Origin of the sequence: Thermophagus sp. OGC60D27 (assembly GCF_052400625.1) — a bacterium.
Lineage (GTDB): Bacteria > Bacteroidota > Bacteroidia > Bacteroidales > Marinilabiliaceae > Thermophagus.
Map to the genome: position 1 here is coordinate 119,488 of NZ_JBQTGH010000003.1, position 17,494 is coordinate 136,981.

Below are 17,494 nucleotides of genomic sequence, written 5' to 3' on the forward strand. Positions count from 1 at the left end.
TATAGAAATATTATCGGGGATTCTTAATATTACAAACTGAAATGATTAAATAGAATAAGACCCAACGTTTCGATTTCCCCAACCATGGGAAAACAAAATTTCGCTCTTCTCAATTCTATTTTCGGATTAAACTCTCAATTTCTTTCAGCTGATGCTTAAAATCGGTATTGGTTTCTTTAAGATTTTTTACCGCCTTACAGGCATGTAAAACAGTAGCGTGATCTCTGCCTCCAATAACGGCCCCAATAGCTGAAAGGGAAGAGTTGGTCATATTCTTGGAAAAATACATGGCTACTTGCCGAGCCTGAACAATTTCCCGTTTTCGACTTCTGGATTGAAGAAGATCAGGTTTTATCCCATAATAGTCACAAACATTATTTAATATCTGATCGATGGAAATATCCTTATGAGGTTTATTCACCAATCGGTCCACCACACTACGAGCTATATCAAAAGTAATTTCGGTTTTATTCAGTGTAGACATAGCCAGTAACGAAATTAAAGCCCCCTCAAGCTCACGTACATTATCGGTAATGTGGGCAGCAATGTAGTGCACAATTTCATCGGAAATACGAATGCCGTCTTTATTTATTTTATTATTCAAGATCTCCAATCTGGTGTCAAAATCAGGTGACTGCAAATCAGCCGGCAACCCCCACTTAAAACGAGAAAGCAGGCGCTCTTTCATCCCCTGCAATGCAACGGGTGGTTTGTCAGATGTAAGAACCAGCTGTTTCCCGGATTGATGCAGGTGATTGAAGATATGAAAAAAGGTATTTTGCGTACCAACTTTTCCTGCCAATTCTTGAATATCATCAATAATCAAAACATCGATCATCTGATAAAAATGCATAAAATCATTGGCAGCGTTATGGGCAACCGAATCGGTATATTGTGTCGTAAACTTGTTGGCGCTAACATAAAGTACTGTCTTCTCAGGAAAACGCTTCTTTACTTCTATCCCAATGGCCTGCCCAAGGTGGGTTTTCCCCAAACCACTATTGCCGTATAGAAATAAAGGGTTAAAGGCCGTTTTACCGGGATTTTTAGCGACCGCCTCACTGGCCGATCGAGCCAAACGATTACAATCCCCTTCAACAAAATTTTCAAAGGTATACTCCCGATTCAGTTGGGGGTCAATATTGAGTTTTTTGACACCTGGTATAATAAAGGGATTACGGATTTTGGGTTGCTCTTCCCTGTTGTACCTTTTATCAACGGCACGATTTCTTAGGTCATGATGATCCGATGCCTGCGGATAATTAACACTCTGACCCGACGAAGCTGAGGAAGGACGCTGCATAACCACACTGTATTCCAGTTTGGCACCTGCTCCAATGACTTCTCTGAGCCCTTTACTGACAAGCTTTATATATTGCTCTTCAATGAATTCATAAAAATAGTAGGTTGGCACCTGAATAGTAAGCACTTTATTCTCCAGTTTCAACGGGACAATGGGTTCGAACCAGGTTCGAAAATCGTTCACTGGGATGGATGCCTGTATGTAATTCAGACACTCAGACCACACTTGCTTATGATTCAGTTTTGTTTCTACGCCTTCCATTTTATGCAATATGTTAATAAACTAAATACCATCTACCACAAAATTTGCTAAAAAAAACTGGAAAAAAAAATGGCTAAAGGGTTGAAAATTTGAAAAACACCTTATACGGTTAATATTCAAACTACTGAAATTAACCACTTCTAACACATTGAACAACAACAACTAAATCAAAATGTTAACATTCAATTAACAGACACAATACATTGAAGGATTGGACATTGATATCAAAATCAAAAATTCTTGTTTTGTTCGTCAAATAATTTTCCGAGCTCTTTTTTTTACTCAACTTACTTAACAAAATATTTAGTTTTTTTCTTGCGAAAGTTTTAATGCCCGGATCAATCTTATCGCTTTTCCTTTTTTGAATGCCATAATTTGCGATTGGGGATAGAGTGAAATAACCTGGTCATATATCCCTTTTATCTCCTGATACGAAGATGTCTCTCCCACCGTGTAAGTATATTTCTTACCATCTTTATTCTCCATGATCCGATACTTGCTCCGAATCATCTGATTCTTTATTTCAAGAGGTTTGTCAGATTCTGCCACTTTCACTTTATAGGTTATTTGAGCATTTTTTGCTTGTTCATCATCAACCTTGATATTAATTTCCTTACCAAAATCAATGGCCGAAATCTTTAAATACCGTCGTGGATTTTCCCTGACATCTTCCAACAAACGGTTCAGATTGGCCGATGCATCCAGCAAATTGTAATAAAGTCCTTCATCCGACAATAACATTCCCAGACTTCCATCGCCGTCTCTGGCTTGTGCCAGCATATCATTCAGAATAGTTAAACTGGAATCCATTCTCTCGGCAAGCCCATTGATGTTTAATCGCTTTAATTCACCGCTAAAGGCTGCCGCATTATCAATGGTCGTTGCAATGGACTCCTTCTGTTGTGCCAGGGTTCCTGATAGGGTGTCCAGGTTGGCCATGGAATTTTGCAAAGCGCCACCGTCGGCCACCGCCCTTTTCATCTGTTCCGAGATATTTTCCAGATTCTTCATGGTTTGGGCAAAACTATTCATCCCTTCAGACAAGCTTTGATTATTGGATTCGGAAAGCACATTGACTAACCCTGAAATGGCGGAGTCTATTTTAACCATCAACGATTCTACTTTATCTTTTATGGGCATTACCGTAGTGGTCACCTGATCAAAAATACCTTCCTTTATACTGGTTTGCAAGGTGTCACCCGGCGTAAGCATGGCATCACGAGGCCCATCTAATAGTTGAATGGCCATGGTTCCCATAATATCAAAACTATAAATCTGAGCAACCGTACTCTTATAAACAGGTAAGTCCTTTTCAAGAGAAAGGGTTATAATAAATTTTTCTTCACGTTCCGGATAAAACTCAATATCCCTTACCGATCCAACTTTATAACCATGATAATATACAGGACTGGCTTTGGTAATACCCTCAAGATCGGGATAAACACAATAAAAAGTGGTGCCCGTGCTGAATAGATCTTTCCCTTTCAAGAAATTTAAACCCCATATCAAAAGAATTAGGGCTGAAATTACTGTTATGGCGATTTTGTATTCCTTCTTCATTCGTATAAATTTTATTAAACTCATTATCAGAGTGTAAATCAAAGTTAGGTTTTAGTCATTATTCAACAGTCCTTAACTTAATCAATACTAATGACTATTGACTTTTCACTAATACCTCCTTCTGCCTGTGTACTTCTGCCGCTGTATTTTTTGACATCTTCTTGTTGCGACAAACTCACTTTGTCAGGCTCGTTTCAATTGGTCAAAAAAAACAATTCAGGACAAGGAAGCAAATAAAATTCTCCTTTTTTATCTCACCTCCTTAGTTCAATATGCTTATGTTCGTTATTTTTCAGGGAATTATTCTCTCACCATCCTTGAACCCCACAATAAAACAATCAGGAATCACTTCTTTTATCCTGGGAAGCAACTTTTGGATCTCCTCCTGACTGTAAGAAAGTCCTGTAGTATATTTATAATAATTTCCTTCTTTATATTCCCAAATATTATCAAACAAATTGTATGGCTCTTCATTTCTATTTATGGGTTTTGGTGAACTGGCTATCTGAATACGATACAGAACCTTCCCGCTCTGATCGTTAAAATGGGATTGCTCATCCCCTGCATTGTCATTGGAATTTTGAACAATCAAATTGGAATTTCTGGCATCAAACCGCTCTTTATAATCTCTGATAGCTCTGAAAATGGCAGATGCCAAATAAACCTTTCCGCTTTCCGATGCCATAAAACGCTCTTCGCTCCTGTTGCTGATAAACCCTACCTCCACCAACACCCCGGGCATGGCGGTTTCCCTTAAAACCAAAAAGCCTGCCTGCTTTACACCACGATCGTAACGTCCAACTCGGTTTTTAAATTGGTCCTGAACCGCTGAGGCAAAGCCTATACTTTGATCCAGATACACATTTTGCATCAGCTCAAATATGATGTACGACTCCGTAGAATTGGGATCAAAACCTTCGTATTTGGCTTTATAGTCATCTTCTAACACAATCACCGAGTTTTCTTTCTTCGCAACTTCCAGGTTCTCTTCCGAACGGTGCAATCCCAAAACAAAAGTTTCGGCGCCATATATTCTGGAATTGCGAATGGAATTGGCATGGATAGAGACAAAAAGATCGGCATCATTCTCATTGGCAATACGGGCCCGCTCATCAAGTGGCACAAACACATCCTTTTCGCGCGTCATTATCACGTTTAGTTCAGGCAAGTACTTTTTTAAATAATCTTTCACCCTCAAGGCTATATCCAATACGATATCCTTTTCCTTATGTTGTCGGCCTACAGCACCAGTATCCTTTCCGCCGTGTCCCGGATCAATCACCACCGTCTTGAGTTGAAAACGTTCAGCCTCTGTGCCCTGCCCAAACGATAAGAGTGACAAAAACCATAAAAAGGAACAAAACAGCCATCTGTTTACTAACATATTCATCCGTATAAAATTTGTTTAATTCATTGTTCTGATGAAACTTGCATGATCTTAAATTTTATACATTTTCTGGTTGTTACAACCCTACGTTGTCATGCTCGTTTCATTCGTATAAAGCCTTTCCCAAACCTTTCACCAATGGTTGTTAACATTAAGAAAAACTCACATGCCCTTAATATATGCATTATATATCATTGTTGTGACAAACTTTCCACCCATGCTCATTTCAAATCGGATCCATCATATTTTCGGATGACATTATTGCCCACCGACGAAAAAAACCATGCACGAAAATATTTTATCTCTCACTAATAGCCTAATTTTCCTACAAATTTGAGAGTTTTCGCAACAAATACCATCCCAAAAATAAAAAAACTTATTCCCTGAGTGGCAAAATGGTCTCAATTTTGCGACCGTTTTACTCTATTAAGACCTTTTTTTAGCTTATTTTTGTGCTGTTTTGGAAATAAAATAATAGGAGCACGTATATCTTGGCGACAAAAATACACCAACATACATCATTACTATTGAGATGGAGCATCCTTCTGGCTATTGCTTTATTATCTCCCAAAATAACCTTTGCTGGTCATCCTTCATTGATTGTTCAGACCGACTCTTTAGTCACCATTAGTAATAGCGACTCTCTTCGGTCGGATACCGATACCCTTCAAGCCCAATCAAGAAGTCCTATTTTAGATGCAGAAGTAAAATATTCAGCTTCGGACTCCATTACTTTTTCGGGAGGTAAAGTTTTTCTTTTTGGAGATGCCAGTGTCAGTTATCAGGAGGTTTTACTTACAGCCTACAAAATTGAGTTAGATCTTGACAGCAATTTGGCTTATGCCACCGGCCGAATTGATTCATTGGGAAATGAAGAAGGCCTACCGGTATTTAAAGACCCCAGTGGCGAATACACGATGCGGTCGATCAAATACAACTTCGAAACAGAAAAGGCCATTATTGAACATGTTGTTACCGAACAAGGGGAAGGATATGTCGTCAGCCAGCGGGCCAAAAAGACCGAAGAAAATGTCTATTGCTTGAGAAACGGGAAGTATACCACTTGTACCAACCATGATCATCCGCACTTTTATCTGAACATGACCAAGGCCAAAGTGATTCCGGGGAAAAAAATTATTACCGGGCCGGCCTATCTGGTTGTTGAAGATGTGATCATGCCCGTGGGTATTCCTTTTGGGTTTGTGCCCAGCACCTCGTCCTACAGCTCCGGATTTATTGTTCCGTCCTACGGAGAAGAGAGCAGTAGAGGGTTCTTCCTCAGAGATGGAGGTTATTACTGGGCGGCAAGTGATTATTTTGATCTTTCCCTCACCGGGGATATCTATTCCAACCTTTCGTGGGGTACCAGAGTGGCATCCCGTTACAAAAAAAGATACAAATTTTCCGGAAGCTTTAAATTTCAATACATTACCAATGTAACCAGCGAAAAGGAATTGCCCGACTATAGTAAAAGCAAAGATTTGTCGCTTAGCTGGTCGCACAGTCAGGACTCCAAGGCCAATCCCTACAGTCGGTTTTCGGCCAGTGTCAACTTTTCCACGAGCTCTTTCGACCGAAACAATGTGGGAAGCATCATTGATCCTGTAAAGCTCGCCACCAACACCAAGCGATCCAGTATATCGTACTCCCGTCAATGGCCGGACAGTCCCTTTAACTTGTCTGCCAACGTCCAACATTCACAAAATAGCCGGGATACGACGATTGATCTTACCATGCCCAACCTTACTCTTACCATGAGCCGTATTTATCCTTTCAAACGTAAAAATAAAATTGGATCGGATGAGCGCTGGTATGAAAAAGTCAGCTTAAGTTATACCGGGAATACCAGCAATAGGATTTCAACCAAAGAAAGTGAGTTGTTTGAATCCAGTCTGTCTCGCGATTGGAAAAACGGCATTCAACACAGCATCCCTGTAAGTATGAATTTTAAACTTTTCCGTTTTTTCACGCTATCACCCAGTTTTAGCTACAAAGAACGCTGGTATTTTAAATCCATCAGAAAAGCTTATGACGAAGAAAGTCAATCCATTGTTGTTTCGGACACCATACAGGGGTTTAACAGAGTCTATGACTACAGCTTTTCTGTAGGCACACAAACTAAATTATACACCTTTTTCCGACCCTCAAGATGGCTTTTTGGTGATGCCGTACAAGCCATCCGGCATATGATGACGCCATCAATCAGCATGTCTTATCGTCCCGACTTTGGTGACCCCAAATATGGCTATTATAAGTGGTTTCAATATTACGACCAGAAAAATGATACCATTAAAGATTATGAATATTCAATCTATGAAGGATCCCTTTACGGCTCTCCGGGAAAAGGAGAATCCGGCTCTATGAGTTTTGGGCTGAACAACAATTTGGAAATGAAGGTTAAAAGCAGAAAGGACTCAACCGGATTTAAAAAAATATCCCTGTTAGAGTCCCTGAATTTTAGTACCTCCTATAATTTCCTGGCCGACTCAATGAACTGGTCAAAAATAAACATGAGTGGACGTACTAAGTTATTTGGAACCTCCGTTAATTTTAGTGCCATTTTTGACCCCTACACCATTCAGCTGAATGAAAGCGGCAATCCCGTTAGAGTAAACCGTTTGCTGTGGAAAGATAAAAGAAAAATTGCTCGAATGGAAAGCGCAAGTTTGAGTTTTGGCCTCAACTTTGGATCTAAAACATTCCAGAAAAAGAAAGAAAACCAACAAGACCAAGACCCAATGGACCAATTTCCCGATCAACAACCTCCACGGGATAATTTGAATAACAACATGCCCGATCAAGAGCCACCCGCAGGCCTTCAACAAACGGCGGAGTATGCCCAATTCTCCATGCCTTGGAATATCTCTTTAAACTACAATATGAGAGTCCTTCAGGATGATTTTAATGTCGAAAAAATGGCCTACAACAAAAAGGTCACTGCCGATGTTAGTCTGAGCGGTAATGTGGAATTGACAAAGAAATGGTCGGTAAGTTTTTCTTCGGGATATAGCTTCGACGACAAAAAGCTCTCTCATACCAATTTCCGTATTAATCGCGACTTGCACTGCTGGAATATGAGTTTTAATCTTGTACCGATCGGAACCTACAAATCCTACTTTTTCACCATTGCCGTTAACAGCAGTATGTTGCGGGATCTCAAATATGAAAAAAGGAGCCACGCACGCGATAACTCCAGCTTTAGCAGCTTTTAACCGACGGAAAAAGTGTAATATGAAAGACATCAATCTATCGGTCATGAATTGAATTAAGGAAGTTCTTGCAGAAAAAGACATTAACCAAACCTGGCTGAAAAGCCGGGAAAAAGCTACAATATGGTAGACACTTATGTCCAAAACAGACAACAGCCCAAACTGAAAGCTGTAAAGACGCCATGCATGGCGTCTCAATAACAGCAAAGCATAGCGTCTCAACAACAGCAAAGCATAGCGTCTCAACAACAATAAGAAAAATGGAAAAATACAACAACAAATACCGCATTGCCTCTGCCCGCGCCCCCTTTTGGGATTACAGATGGAATGCAGCCTATTTTGTTACCATTTGCACAAAAAACCGGATTTGTTGGTTTGGGAAAATTTTAAACGGGGTGATGAAATTATCTGCCATTGGGAAAATTGTTAATGCCGAATGGTTGAAAACATTCAAAATGCGCCCTGATATGAATTTGTTCATGGGCGAATATGTGGTAATGCCCAACCATTTTCACGCCATTATTGGCATCGGGGAAAATCAATACAATACGCAACGGGAAATGCAACGGGGAATGCAACGGGAAACGCAACGGGAAACGCAACGTAGAGACGCAATGCATTGCGTCTCTACCGGCGAAACCGACGAAACCGCCGAAACCGACAATACCGGTAAAACCAATCATCCCATGAACCAATTCGGGCCCCAATCCAAAAATTTGGCATCCATCATTCGTGGTTTCAAATCTGCCGTAACCCAAAACGCCCGTCAAATTCATCCCAATTTTGCATGGCAACCCCGATATTACGACCATATTATTAGAAACAAACAATCATTTCAAAAAATAACAAACTATATTAAAAACAACCCTGCCAATTGGCAAAATGATAAATTTCACACTTGAAATCAGAACAAGGTTTCGAATGGGTGCGGAACCCATTACATCACTGCAGCGAGGTTTCGAATAGGTGCGGAACCCATTACATCGCTGCAGGAAGGTTTCAAATCACTCTGGAGGCCATTACATCGCTGCAGGAAGGTTTCAAATCACTCTGGAGGCCATTACATCACTGCAGGAAGGTTTCAAATCACTCTGGAGGCCATTACATCACTGCAGCAAAGTTTCAAATCACTCTGGAGGCCATTACATCACTGCAGGAAGGTTTCAAATCACTCTGGAGGCCATTACATCGCTGCAGGAAGGTTTCAGGAAACCAATAAATTCCCATATACACAAATAAAGCCCGTAAGTAATGACTTACAGGCCTTAATTTTTACTGCGGAGAGTGAGGGATTCGAACCCTCGATACGCTTTTGGCGTATACACACTTTCCAGGCGTGCGCCTTCGACCACTCGGCCAACTCTCCTAAAATACGCACGGGAGGAGAGACTCGAACTCCCGACACCTGGTTTTGGAGACCAGTGCTCTACCAACTGAGCTACACCCGTGTCTGTTTTTGCTTTCGCGTTGCAAAAATATAATTTTTGTGGCATTCCCCGCAATCTTTGTAAAGATATTTTACCCTTTTCCCAAACAAAATGCCGGGGGGCCCTGCGTCACATAATGCTACTACCACCAATAAACATCAGATATCTAACTCATTTACATCCGAAAAGCCACAACACGACCTTGCTTTCTCTCAAAAATAATTCTAGACGGAATTTTTTCTGTCGGCCCCTTCCATATTATTCCGCCCAGCATGGCGAAAAGTATTCACGAATACACCCGCCATGACGACTAACCCAACAACATAGAGGATGAATAATTGGTTGGTAACTGCAGCGTGGAAATAGCATGTTAAACAGTTTTCGGGAAACTACGAGACAATGATTAGAATCATCTCCCCCATAACACCTGAGCCTCTATGGAAATGAGCCACCATTAGGAAGGCTGCTGAACCATTAAACAGCCCATGAAATAGGCGAAAGAAATTTTTTTTATTTTCCTTGTATCCTTTGGGATTAAAACAAAATATGCCCCTAAAATTCTGGACTTCTTATAGATTGGATTCCAATTATCTTTCCTTTTCAAAAAGCTTTACCGCGAAACTTGCTTTGCTTAAAGTACCATGCTATTTTTGTTGTTCAAATATCTTCAATTAAATACAGAAAAAATCGCAAACATGAAAATACGCAAATTAATCGCAACCCTATTGCTTCCAGCCATTTTAGCCGGATGTAACCCATTAAAACAACTTCAGACAAACCAGGCATCCTTAAAAAGTGCCTTTGAGCAGGGCCATTATTCTGAAGTATTGGTTCATTTCGAAAATATAAAAAACTATCATACTACGCATGGCACCACCGTTGAGACTGACTACCTCAAAATAGCTGCTCAATCGGCTGTTGAATTGCAACGCTATCCTCTTGCTGAGGAATTACTCACCGAATGGATCGACCGATCCGACGACCTGGAAGCAGTGGAAATGTTGGGGAAAGTTTATGAGGATAACAGACAAATAGAAAAAGAATATCAGCTGTGGACCAAATACTGGGACAAAATAGATTCTCAAGAGTTGAAAAATAAAATTGGTCAAAAGCTGTTTTCCATTGAAATGGAAAGAAAAGAATATGAAAAAGCTCTGGAAAGAAGTCGTAACATGCCCCCTTTGTCAGATCCCAGAATGCTCTTTTTGCAGGTTAAGGCCCTTGATGCAACGGGTAAGACCGACGATGCCAGAACCACCTGTAACAGTTTGCTGGAAAAATATCCCGATTTTAAACCGGCGCTCGAATGGAAAGGTAAAGATATATATCAAAGTGCCGAGAAGTGGTATAAAGCGGAAATGAGCAAATACAATAAAGACCCCAATTATACGGCCTATGTCTATTTGAAACGAGAGCTAAAAAAAATATCTTCGCTGTATCGACAAAGTAGGGAGATATTCAAATCATTACATCAGGATGACCCGGAAAAACAGTCCTATATTAAATATCTGAAAAATATCTATCTGCGTCTCGACATGAAAAAAGAAGCTGCTAAGATGGATATGCTTTTGAAAAAACAAAGATGATGAATAAACTGTATTAGGAATTGCGTTGGAATGGGAAATAGGGCTATTACCAGTTAAACTTAAGCCAGTTCCCTTTATATTTAAAACCTAACCTTTCCACCATTGATCCATTTGCTCCTACAATAAATAATGGGGCCCCTACCGGCATAAAAGTCTATGTGCCTGAGGGGCCACCATCAATCATAGCATTATCAACACTTTATCTCGATGCAAAGGGAATAATCCTGGAGTTGTGGTTATTCAATTCCATACTCTTTACCATACTGTTCCACCACAAAGTCAATGTCCTTATCCCCTCTTCCACTAAGGTTGACAAGCACCGATTTGCGTGGATCTTTCTGTGCCAGTTTGAGCGCATAGGCCACAGCATGAGCACTCTCTAAAGCGGGAATAATCCCTTCAAGCCTGCTCAACTCAAAAAAGGCATCAATTGTTTCTTTGTCGGTTACCATATCATAGTTAACTCGTCCAATATCCTTGAGCATACTGTGCTCGGGGCCTACCCCCGGATAGTCCAGACCACTCGCCACCGAATAAACCGGACTGGGATTCCCTTCTTCATCCTGCAGCAAATAACACTTAAAGCCATGAATGATACCGGGTTTCCCTTTCATCATGGTAGCGGCATGATCTCCTGTTTTCATGGATCGGCCTCCTGGTTCCACACCATACAGGGCCACTTCCTGATCATCTATGAAGCCTGAGAAAATACCCATGGCGTTACTTCCCCCTCCAACGCAGGCAACCACACTGTCGGGCAACTCACCTGTCATATCGTAAAACTGTTCACGGGCTTCCACGCCCACCACATGCTGGAAATCACGTACCATCATTGGGAAAGGATGCGGGCCAACCACAGAACCAATACAGTAGATGGTATTTACGGGATCTTTTAAATAGGCCTCAAAAGCAGAATCTACAGCCTCCTTAAGCGTTTTTAATCCTTTGGATACCGGTACCACCTTGGCGCCAAGGATTTCCATACGCACCACGTTAGGATGTTCCTTGGCAATATCCACCTCTCCCATATGGATTTCGCATTCCAGTCCGAAGTAGGCAGCAGCCGTAGCCAGAGCCACACCGTGCTGACCGGCACCGGTTTCAGCAATCAGTTTTTTCTTGCCCAAATAGCGGGCCAACAAAGCTTCGCCCATGCAATGGTTCAATTTATGCGCCCCACTGTGGTTTAGATCTTCGCGCTTCAGATAAATTCGCCCACCATATTTTTCCGACAACCGGTTGCAATAATAAACGGGCGTTGGCCGTCCCTGATAATGCTTCCGAATGCTTCTGAGCTCCGAAATAAAATTATGTGATTTGCTGATGGCAAAATAGGCATCGGTAATTTTCTTCATTTCCTCTTCCAGGGCCGGTGGTAAAAAGGCGCCACCATACTCCTTGTAGAATCCTTCTTTGGTCGGATACTTCTTCAAATAACTTTCTGACATAATTACTAGTTTATTAATCTTTTAGTTAAGTAAAATTTTTTTTAAACCGAATCTTACAGATATAATTAAAACTACTAAAACACAATTCCCCAATAAACAAAAAACCGCAGGTGGAATGCCTGCGGTTTTAAATTTAATTCGATCTATATCATAACGGCCTATTCCACCTCTAACGAGCTGATTAATGGCCACCACCAAAATTTAAGATTTAACATTCTCATAACTATAACTACCTCTAATTGTAATTGGACGCAAGATAATAAATTGAAATATTATAAGCAAAATTTTTAATAATTTATCATTGCGGAGATATGAGAAAGTTCTCCATCATTGGGACCGGGTTCCAGATTTAATAAAGCACAAATCAAGTTGTAGATCTCAATATTAGCGAATGAAGGATGCATATAATTCTGTTTAAAAGAAGGCCCAATGGCGTAGAATATGGCATGCATATCTGAGAAGTAAGGAGAATAACCATGAGTTCCGCCATCAGAAAATTGAAGAGAGTCGCGATAAATGCTCCAACCCGGTTTGGCGCAAACAATCAGAGATGAAATATTAGGATCCGTACCGAAATGCAGCGAATCCGGTATCTCATCCGGCTGCCAGACGTTTAATCCCTCAACCTGTGAAAGTACGGTATAAACAGAATCAACAAACCCCTCTTGAGGTTCAAGGAGAAAAATCGGATTACTGCCATAATAATTAACTCTATCCGAAGGGATATAACGGTTCAATGCAACGGCTTTTTCTTTATAAGTCGGTGCCATGCCATGATCCGAAACGATAATGAAATCGATGGAATCAGCGATGGATAGTTGGTTCTTTTTTTGACAAAATACCCCAACTAGGCTGTCTAAACGTTCAACGACCTCTTTGGTTTCAATAGATTCAGGACCATATTGATGCCCCACCCTATCCGGCTGATCAAAATATAAGGTTATAAGTCTGGGACGTTGTTCCAAAGGTAATTGCAACCAGGCAATGACCGAATCGATGCGTTGTTCATAGGAAATCCTACCATCATATTCTTTCCAAATAGAAGGATGAACGCCCTTAATGGAAGTTTCGGAACCTACCCAAAAGTAAGAAGCCGTTTTAACACCCTGCCGTTCAGCGGTAACCCAGAAAGGTTCTCCTTTGTAAAAACGTGGGTCCTGCACTGCCGTTCGATCAGAAATTTTATATTCCCTACCTATCGCCGTATTAAAAAAATTATTATTAATAAGTCCGTGATGGTCGGGATATAGCCCTGTAACAATACTATAATGGTTCGGAAATGTCTTGGTTGGAAAACTTGGGATTAAAGTTTTTGCTTTGGTGCCATTCTGTGCAATGGAATCCAAAACAGGTGTATGATACATTGTTGAATAATCCCAACGAAACCCGTCCAATGATAACATGACCACATATCCTCGACGTTCATCACCACTCTCCATTTGTTTTTTGAAAGAACAAGAATAAAGCAAAGACAAACCGAGAAAGAAAATACACAAATTTCTATTTTTGATCATTTATAATTGTTTATGTAATTGAATCAACAACCAGTTTCACTAATTATTCTCTGACATGGTATAAGATTAATGAACTTTATTTACAATAGAAAAAGCCACCATGAAAAATCTTCCATGATGACTTTTTATCTAGATTAACATATGTACTTATCTCAAATGTCAGGAACAATAAAAAAAAGATTATAACAAATGACTCATCGGATTCAATAAATTAAAATTTATAACGAATTCCGATTTGAGCTTGCCATCTGGAACTGTTAAGACCCGAATCATCAATGTTCCATGGCTCATAATCCCCATCACGGGAAAAACTGTAGGTAGGGGTAGTCCCATCAGCGGCAAAGCCTTCAAAATTAATGATAGTGGAATTGCCATAGGGCACGTAGTAACGGCGTCCCCAATCTTTATTCAATAAATTTCCCACATTAAAAATATCGATGGTAAACTGAAGGGTCTGTTTAGAACCGCTGACATTGACCCAAACATCTTGAACAAATTTAAAATCAAAAATATGAGACATAGGGGCTCTGGCGCCGTTTCTTTCGGCATATTTGCCCCGACGCTCGCTTAAATAATCGTCATTTTGGATGAATTGATTCAGATTATCCCATTGTTCATCGGCAGAAGGGAGGCCATCACCGGTGGCAAAGACGATTTCATCTTTAGATGCCGGCACATAAATCAGGTTACCTTCATTTTCTCCTTCCCCATTAACACCACCATTATCGTTATAGGAATAACTAAAAGGCATTCCGCTTTGGCCGTTGTAGTAAAGGCTAAAAGTAGATTTCAAATGTTTTAGATACTCCACTGTATAAGTAATATAGCCGTTGATTTTATGCCCCAGATCAAAATCGGATCGACTTAAATCGAGGTTATTGAGGCCGTTAACGGTTTCCATATATCTCCACTGGGAAGAGTTTTGGGAAGACGTAGCATCATTCATGGTCTCTGAATGGCCATAAGTATAAGCGATACTGGCAGTCAATCCATTGTCGAAAGGTTTCTGCAACTGAGCAGTAATATTATAAGCGTATCCTTTATTGGTATTGGTACCCAGCATGATTCTCGTATAGGAATCATCAATTTTATCACTGCTGTAATAGGGACGATTGTCAGCACCGGTTAAGTAAAACTCCGGTTCGGGCGATACATTTACATTGTAATAGATAACATTATTCAGCGTTTTTGAATAGATCATTTCTAACGTTCCAATCAACCCCCAGGGCAATTTTTGATCCACCGCCAAGTTAGCTCTGAAAACCTGAGGAAATTTAAAATCTTCTGAAAACAGGTCTATCTGTCCACTATAAGGTAAATCTTCTCCCCCGAAATAGCTATTGTCATACTGAGTTTGCCAATCTGCATTAAAAGGGATATCAGGTGTAACACCATTCCAGTACTGACGTTGTTGATAAACCCCGCCAATCACAACACCACTGTTGGTAAAAGCTCCCCCCGGCCAAACAAGGGGCAAACGTGAGGTAAAAATACCAACACCCCCTCTTAACTGGGTCTGTTCATCACCGGAAACATCATAATTAAATCCCACACGAGGCGAAAAGAGGATCTGAGATTTAGGCATATTACCGGTTTTAGCCCCTTCCAGATCCCAACCGGCAGCTTCCAGCATAGGGATGGTTTCGCTATTAAAATGTTCATCGACTGGCGGATCGGTTAAAAAGAGCGGCATATCAAAACGAATCCCATAGGTTAACTTAAAATCATTGGAAATTTGCCATTCATCCTGCCCATACAATCCCAGTTGAAGAATATTAAAATCTGCTGCTGCCGCCGAACCATCGCCTATCACATCATCTACCAGTGAATAACCACGCTCATATTGGTAAGCCATACCGTTATAAAAATCCTCCATACTAGCAAAACGATATTCACCAAAAGCTTTGCGCATAAAAAGATTGTAAACGCTGGCAAATTCATTATTTGTCCCGATGGTTATGGTATGTTTACCTTTGTAAATTTGAAAATTGTCGGTAATAGAAATAACATCCTGATTGAGCTCATTGGCAGTGGAGTAAGCTTCCGAACCGAAATATATGGTGCCATCGCCGTCCGAGATGCTAACGGCAGGGAAGCTTTGTCCGTTCGGGTCTCTGTCATCCCGAACAAAGGTGCCGGTAATAATCAGATCGTTAGAATAATTATTAAAGTTAGATTTCAATTCAAGAGTAGTTGAATTGGTAATACTCGGGAAGTACATATAATTATTTGAAAACCCAAGTGTATAGGACGAAGAAGCGCTGGCATCGGTTAATTCACTTTTTGTATAACTATGCCTGATCATTAATTTATGAACATCGCTAATATTCCAGTCAATGCGCCCAAAAAGTTTGGTAGATTCCAGTTTCTTCTGCTTATTTAAATATTCACCGGGCTCATAGTCATATGTATTCCTCAGATAGTCTGCCAACGCATCCATCTCTGCTTCAGAAGCCTCACCAATATAATTTGAGAAGTTAAAGGGCAGAGGCGTTTCGTCTTTCATTTGCTCGGCATTGGCAAAGAAAAAGAGTTTGTTTTTAATAATTGGTCCGCCCAAACTAATTCCCTTGGTTTTGTTATCAAAAGGATCTAGTTTTTTTCGGTCGGCATTATCGTCATCGGTAGGTGTTTTACCGGCCAGATTTTCATTTCTGAAAAGGTAGTAAGCTGTCCCGTGGAAAGCATTGGTTCCTCTTTTGGTTACGGCATTAATACTGGCCCCTGCGAATCCCGACTGACGCACATCATAGGGAGCAATATTAACCTGAAACTGGTCAATAATATCCATACTAATGGGGCTTGCACCGGTTTGTCCTCCGTTAGTTCCAGAAGCGGCCAACCCAAACACATCATTATTAACAGCCCCGTCAATTAGAATTTGATTATAACGGTTATTTATCCCGGCAACGGTTAGAAAGCCCTCATCCCCCACCGAAGCTTGAGGTGTTAGACGCGTAAAATCGGTCAAATCACGTCCCACTGTAGGAAGCGCATTAATCTGGTCATTGCCAATAACCGTTTCTGCCCCGGTCCGGTTACCGTCAAAAACACTGTAATCGGGGCCCATTGTGGCAACGATGCTTACCTCATTTAAAGAAATACTTTCTTCCTTCAAAACAATATTAACATTAAAAGTTTGTCCCAAGGAAAGGTAGATATCTCCTCTTTCAAAAGGGTTGTAACCGATAAAGGAAGCTTTTAAAACATATGGGCCACCAACATTTAAGTTGGGCAACCGATAAAAGCCTTCAGCATCTGAAACGCCGCCATAGGTGGTTCCAGTGGCATCATGAGTGATGGTGATGTTGGCAGCAGGCAATGGATTACCATCTTGGTCGGTAATACGACCCGTTACAGAAGCTGTGGTTGAACCCTGGCCAAAGCTAACGTTGGCAGATCCCCATGCAACCATTGCAAACAAAATAATAAACTTAAAAATTTCTCTTTTCATAGGATTGATTTTACGGATATTAATTTTGGATCAAAATAAAGAAGTTTAATTTTTTTTGTCAATAACAACAATCAGTTTTTTAAAACTTTAATTCGATTATTCAACTATTAAATTTTTAAAGATTTTACCTTTCCCGAAAATACAATAACACCTACATAATCAACAAAACAAAGAAGAAAAAGATTCATTGAATAATCCACTTTTATCCTTTAATTTTATACGTACAAAGATGTAAAATCATGCCACTTGTACATGTAAATTTATTTTTAATAATCCATTAATAAATAATCATTCCCTAGGCTAGAACCAAAAAATCAGTTAAAAATATAAAAACAAAAAAGGCCG

Annotated in this window: 9 protein-coding genes and 2 tRNA genes; 3 read left to right on the forward strand and 8 right to left on the reverse strand. The window is 40.3% G+C overall.

The genetic code is table 11. The annotated features are described in order from the left end of the window. Positions 1-115 precede the first annotated feature (115 nt). The 3 genes from dnaA to ACT29H_RS04900 form a co-directional block, all read right to left on the reverse strand. On the reverse strand, positions 116-1,564 hold the full coding sequence (gene dnaA, locus ACT29H_RS04890) for a chromosomal replication initiator protein DnaA (RefSeq protein ID WP_444820485.1): 1,449 nt from the start codon (positions 1,562-1,564) through the stop codon (positions 116-118). A gap of 303 nt (positions 1,565-1,867) precedes the next feature. Continuing rightward, on the reverse strand, positions 1,868-3,124 hold the full coding sequence (locus tag ACT29H_RS04895) for an MlaD family protein (protein WP_444820486.1): 1,257 nt from the start codon (positions 3,122-3,124) through the stop codon (positions 1,868-1,870). A gap of 292 nt (positions 3,125-3,416) precedes the next feature. Next, complete coding sequence (locus ACT29H_RS04900; protein WP_444820487.1) at positions 3,417-4,514, reverse strand: N-acetylmuramoyl-L-alanine amidase family protein; 1,098 nt, start codon at positions 4,512-4,514, stop codon at positions 3,417-3,419. Between the two features lie 488 nt (positions 4,515-5,002). Between ACT29H_RS04900 and ACT29H_RS04905 the strand changes: the two genes are divergently transcribed. Together ACT29H_RS04905 and ACT29H_RS04910 are read left to right on the forward strand one after the other, a co-directional pair. Beyond that, complete coding sequence (locus tag ACT29H_RS04905; protein ID WP_444820488.1) at positions 5,003-7,723, forward strand: putative LPS assembly protein LptD; 2,721 nt, start codon at positions 5,003-5,005, stop codon at positions 7,721-7,723. Between the two features lie 257 nt (positions 7,724-7,980). Then, on the forward strand, positions 7,981-8,622 hold the full coding sequence (locus tag ACT29H_RS04910) for a transposase (RefSeq protein ID WP_444820489.1): 642 nt from the start codon (positions 7,981-7,983) through the stop codon (positions 8,620-8,622). A gap of 376 nt (positions 8,623-8,998) precedes the next feature. Here the strand turns inward: ACT29H_RS04910 and ACT29H_RS04915 are convergent. Together ACT29H_RS04915 and ACT29H_RS04920 are read right to left on the reverse strand one after the other, a co-directional pair. Further along, a tRNA-Ser gene (locus ACT29H_RS04915) sits at positions 8,999-9,086 on the reverse strand. Positions 9,087-9,095: 9 nt separating this feature from the next. Beyond that, a tRNA-Trp gene (locus ACT29H_RS04920) sits at positions 9,096-9,168 on the reverse strand. Positions 9,169-9,842: 674 nt separating this feature from the next. Between ACT29H_RS04920 and ACT29H_RS04925 the strand changes: the two genes are divergently transcribed. Next, positions 9,843-10,733 carry a tetratricopeptide repeat protein gene (locus ACT29H_RS04925; RefSeq protein WP_444820490.1) on the forward strand — a complete coding sequence of 297 codons (891 nt, stop codon included), beginning with the start codon at positions 9,843-9,845 and terminating at the stop codon, positions 10,731-10,733. A 236-nt stretch (positions 10,734-10,969) separates the two neighbouring features. Here the strand turns inward: ACT29H_RS04925 and trpB are convergent, their stop codons facing one another. From trpB to ACT29H_RS04940, 3 genes are all read right to left on the reverse strand, one after another. Further along, complete coding sequence (gene trpB, locus ACT29H_RS04930) at positions 10,970-12,181, reverse strand: tryptophan synthase subunit beta (protein WP_444820491.1); 1,212 nt, start codon at positions 12,179-12,181, stop codon at positions 10,970-10,972. A 287-nt stretch (positions 12,182-12,468) separates the two neighbouring features. After that, positions 12,469-13,620, reverse strand: a complete 1,152-nt coding sequence (locus tag ACT29H_RS04935) for an alkaline phosphatase family protein (RefSeq protein ID WP_444820492.1) — start codon at positions 13,618-13,620, stop codon at positions 12,469-12,471. A 286-nt stretch (positions 13,621-13,906) separates the two neighbouring features. Next, positions 13,907-17,149, reverse strand: coding sequence for a TonB-dependent receptor (locus ACT29H_RS04940; RefSeq protein ID WP_444820493.1), 3,243 nt, complete (start codon positions 17,147-17,149; stop codon positions 13,907-13,909). Positions 17,150-17,494 lie beyond the last annotated feature (345 nt).

Excerpts from the sequence above, each read along its gene's own strand:
- ACT29H_RS04925 (WP_444820490.1), top strand. The coding sequence starts at position 9,843 with ATGAAAATACGCAAATTAATCGCAACCCTATTGCTTCCAGCCATTTTA.
- ACT29H_RS04910 (WP_444820489.1), top strand. The coding sequence starts at position 7,981 with ATGGAAAAATACAACAACAAATACCGCATTGCCTCTGCCCGCGCCCCC.
- ACT29H_RS04895 (WP_444820486.1), bottom strand. The coding sequence starts at position 3,124 with ATGAAGAAGGAATACAAAATCGCCATAACAGTAATTTCAGCCCTAATT.
- ACT29H_RS04900 (WP_444820487.1), bottom strand. The coding sequence starts at position 4,514 with ATGAATATGTTAGTAAACAGATGGCTGTTTTGTTCCTTTTTATGGTTT.
- ACT29H_RS04935 (WP_444820492.1), bottom strand. The coding sequence starts at position 13,620 with ATGGAGAGTGGTGATGAACGTCGAGGATATGTGGTCATGTTATCATTG.
- trpB (WP_444820491.1), bottom strand. The coding sequence starts at position 12,181 with ATGTCAGAAAGTTATTTGAAGAAGTATCCGACCAAAGAAGGATTCTAC.
- dnaA (WP_444820485.1), bottom strand. The coding sequence starts at position 1,564 with ATGGAAGGCGTAGAAACAAAACTGAATCATAAGCAAGTGTGGTCTGAG.
- ACT29H_RS04940 (WP_444820493.1), bottom strand. The coding sequence starts at position 17,149 with ATGAAAAGAGAAATTTTTAAGTTTATTATTTTGTTTGCAATGGTTGCA.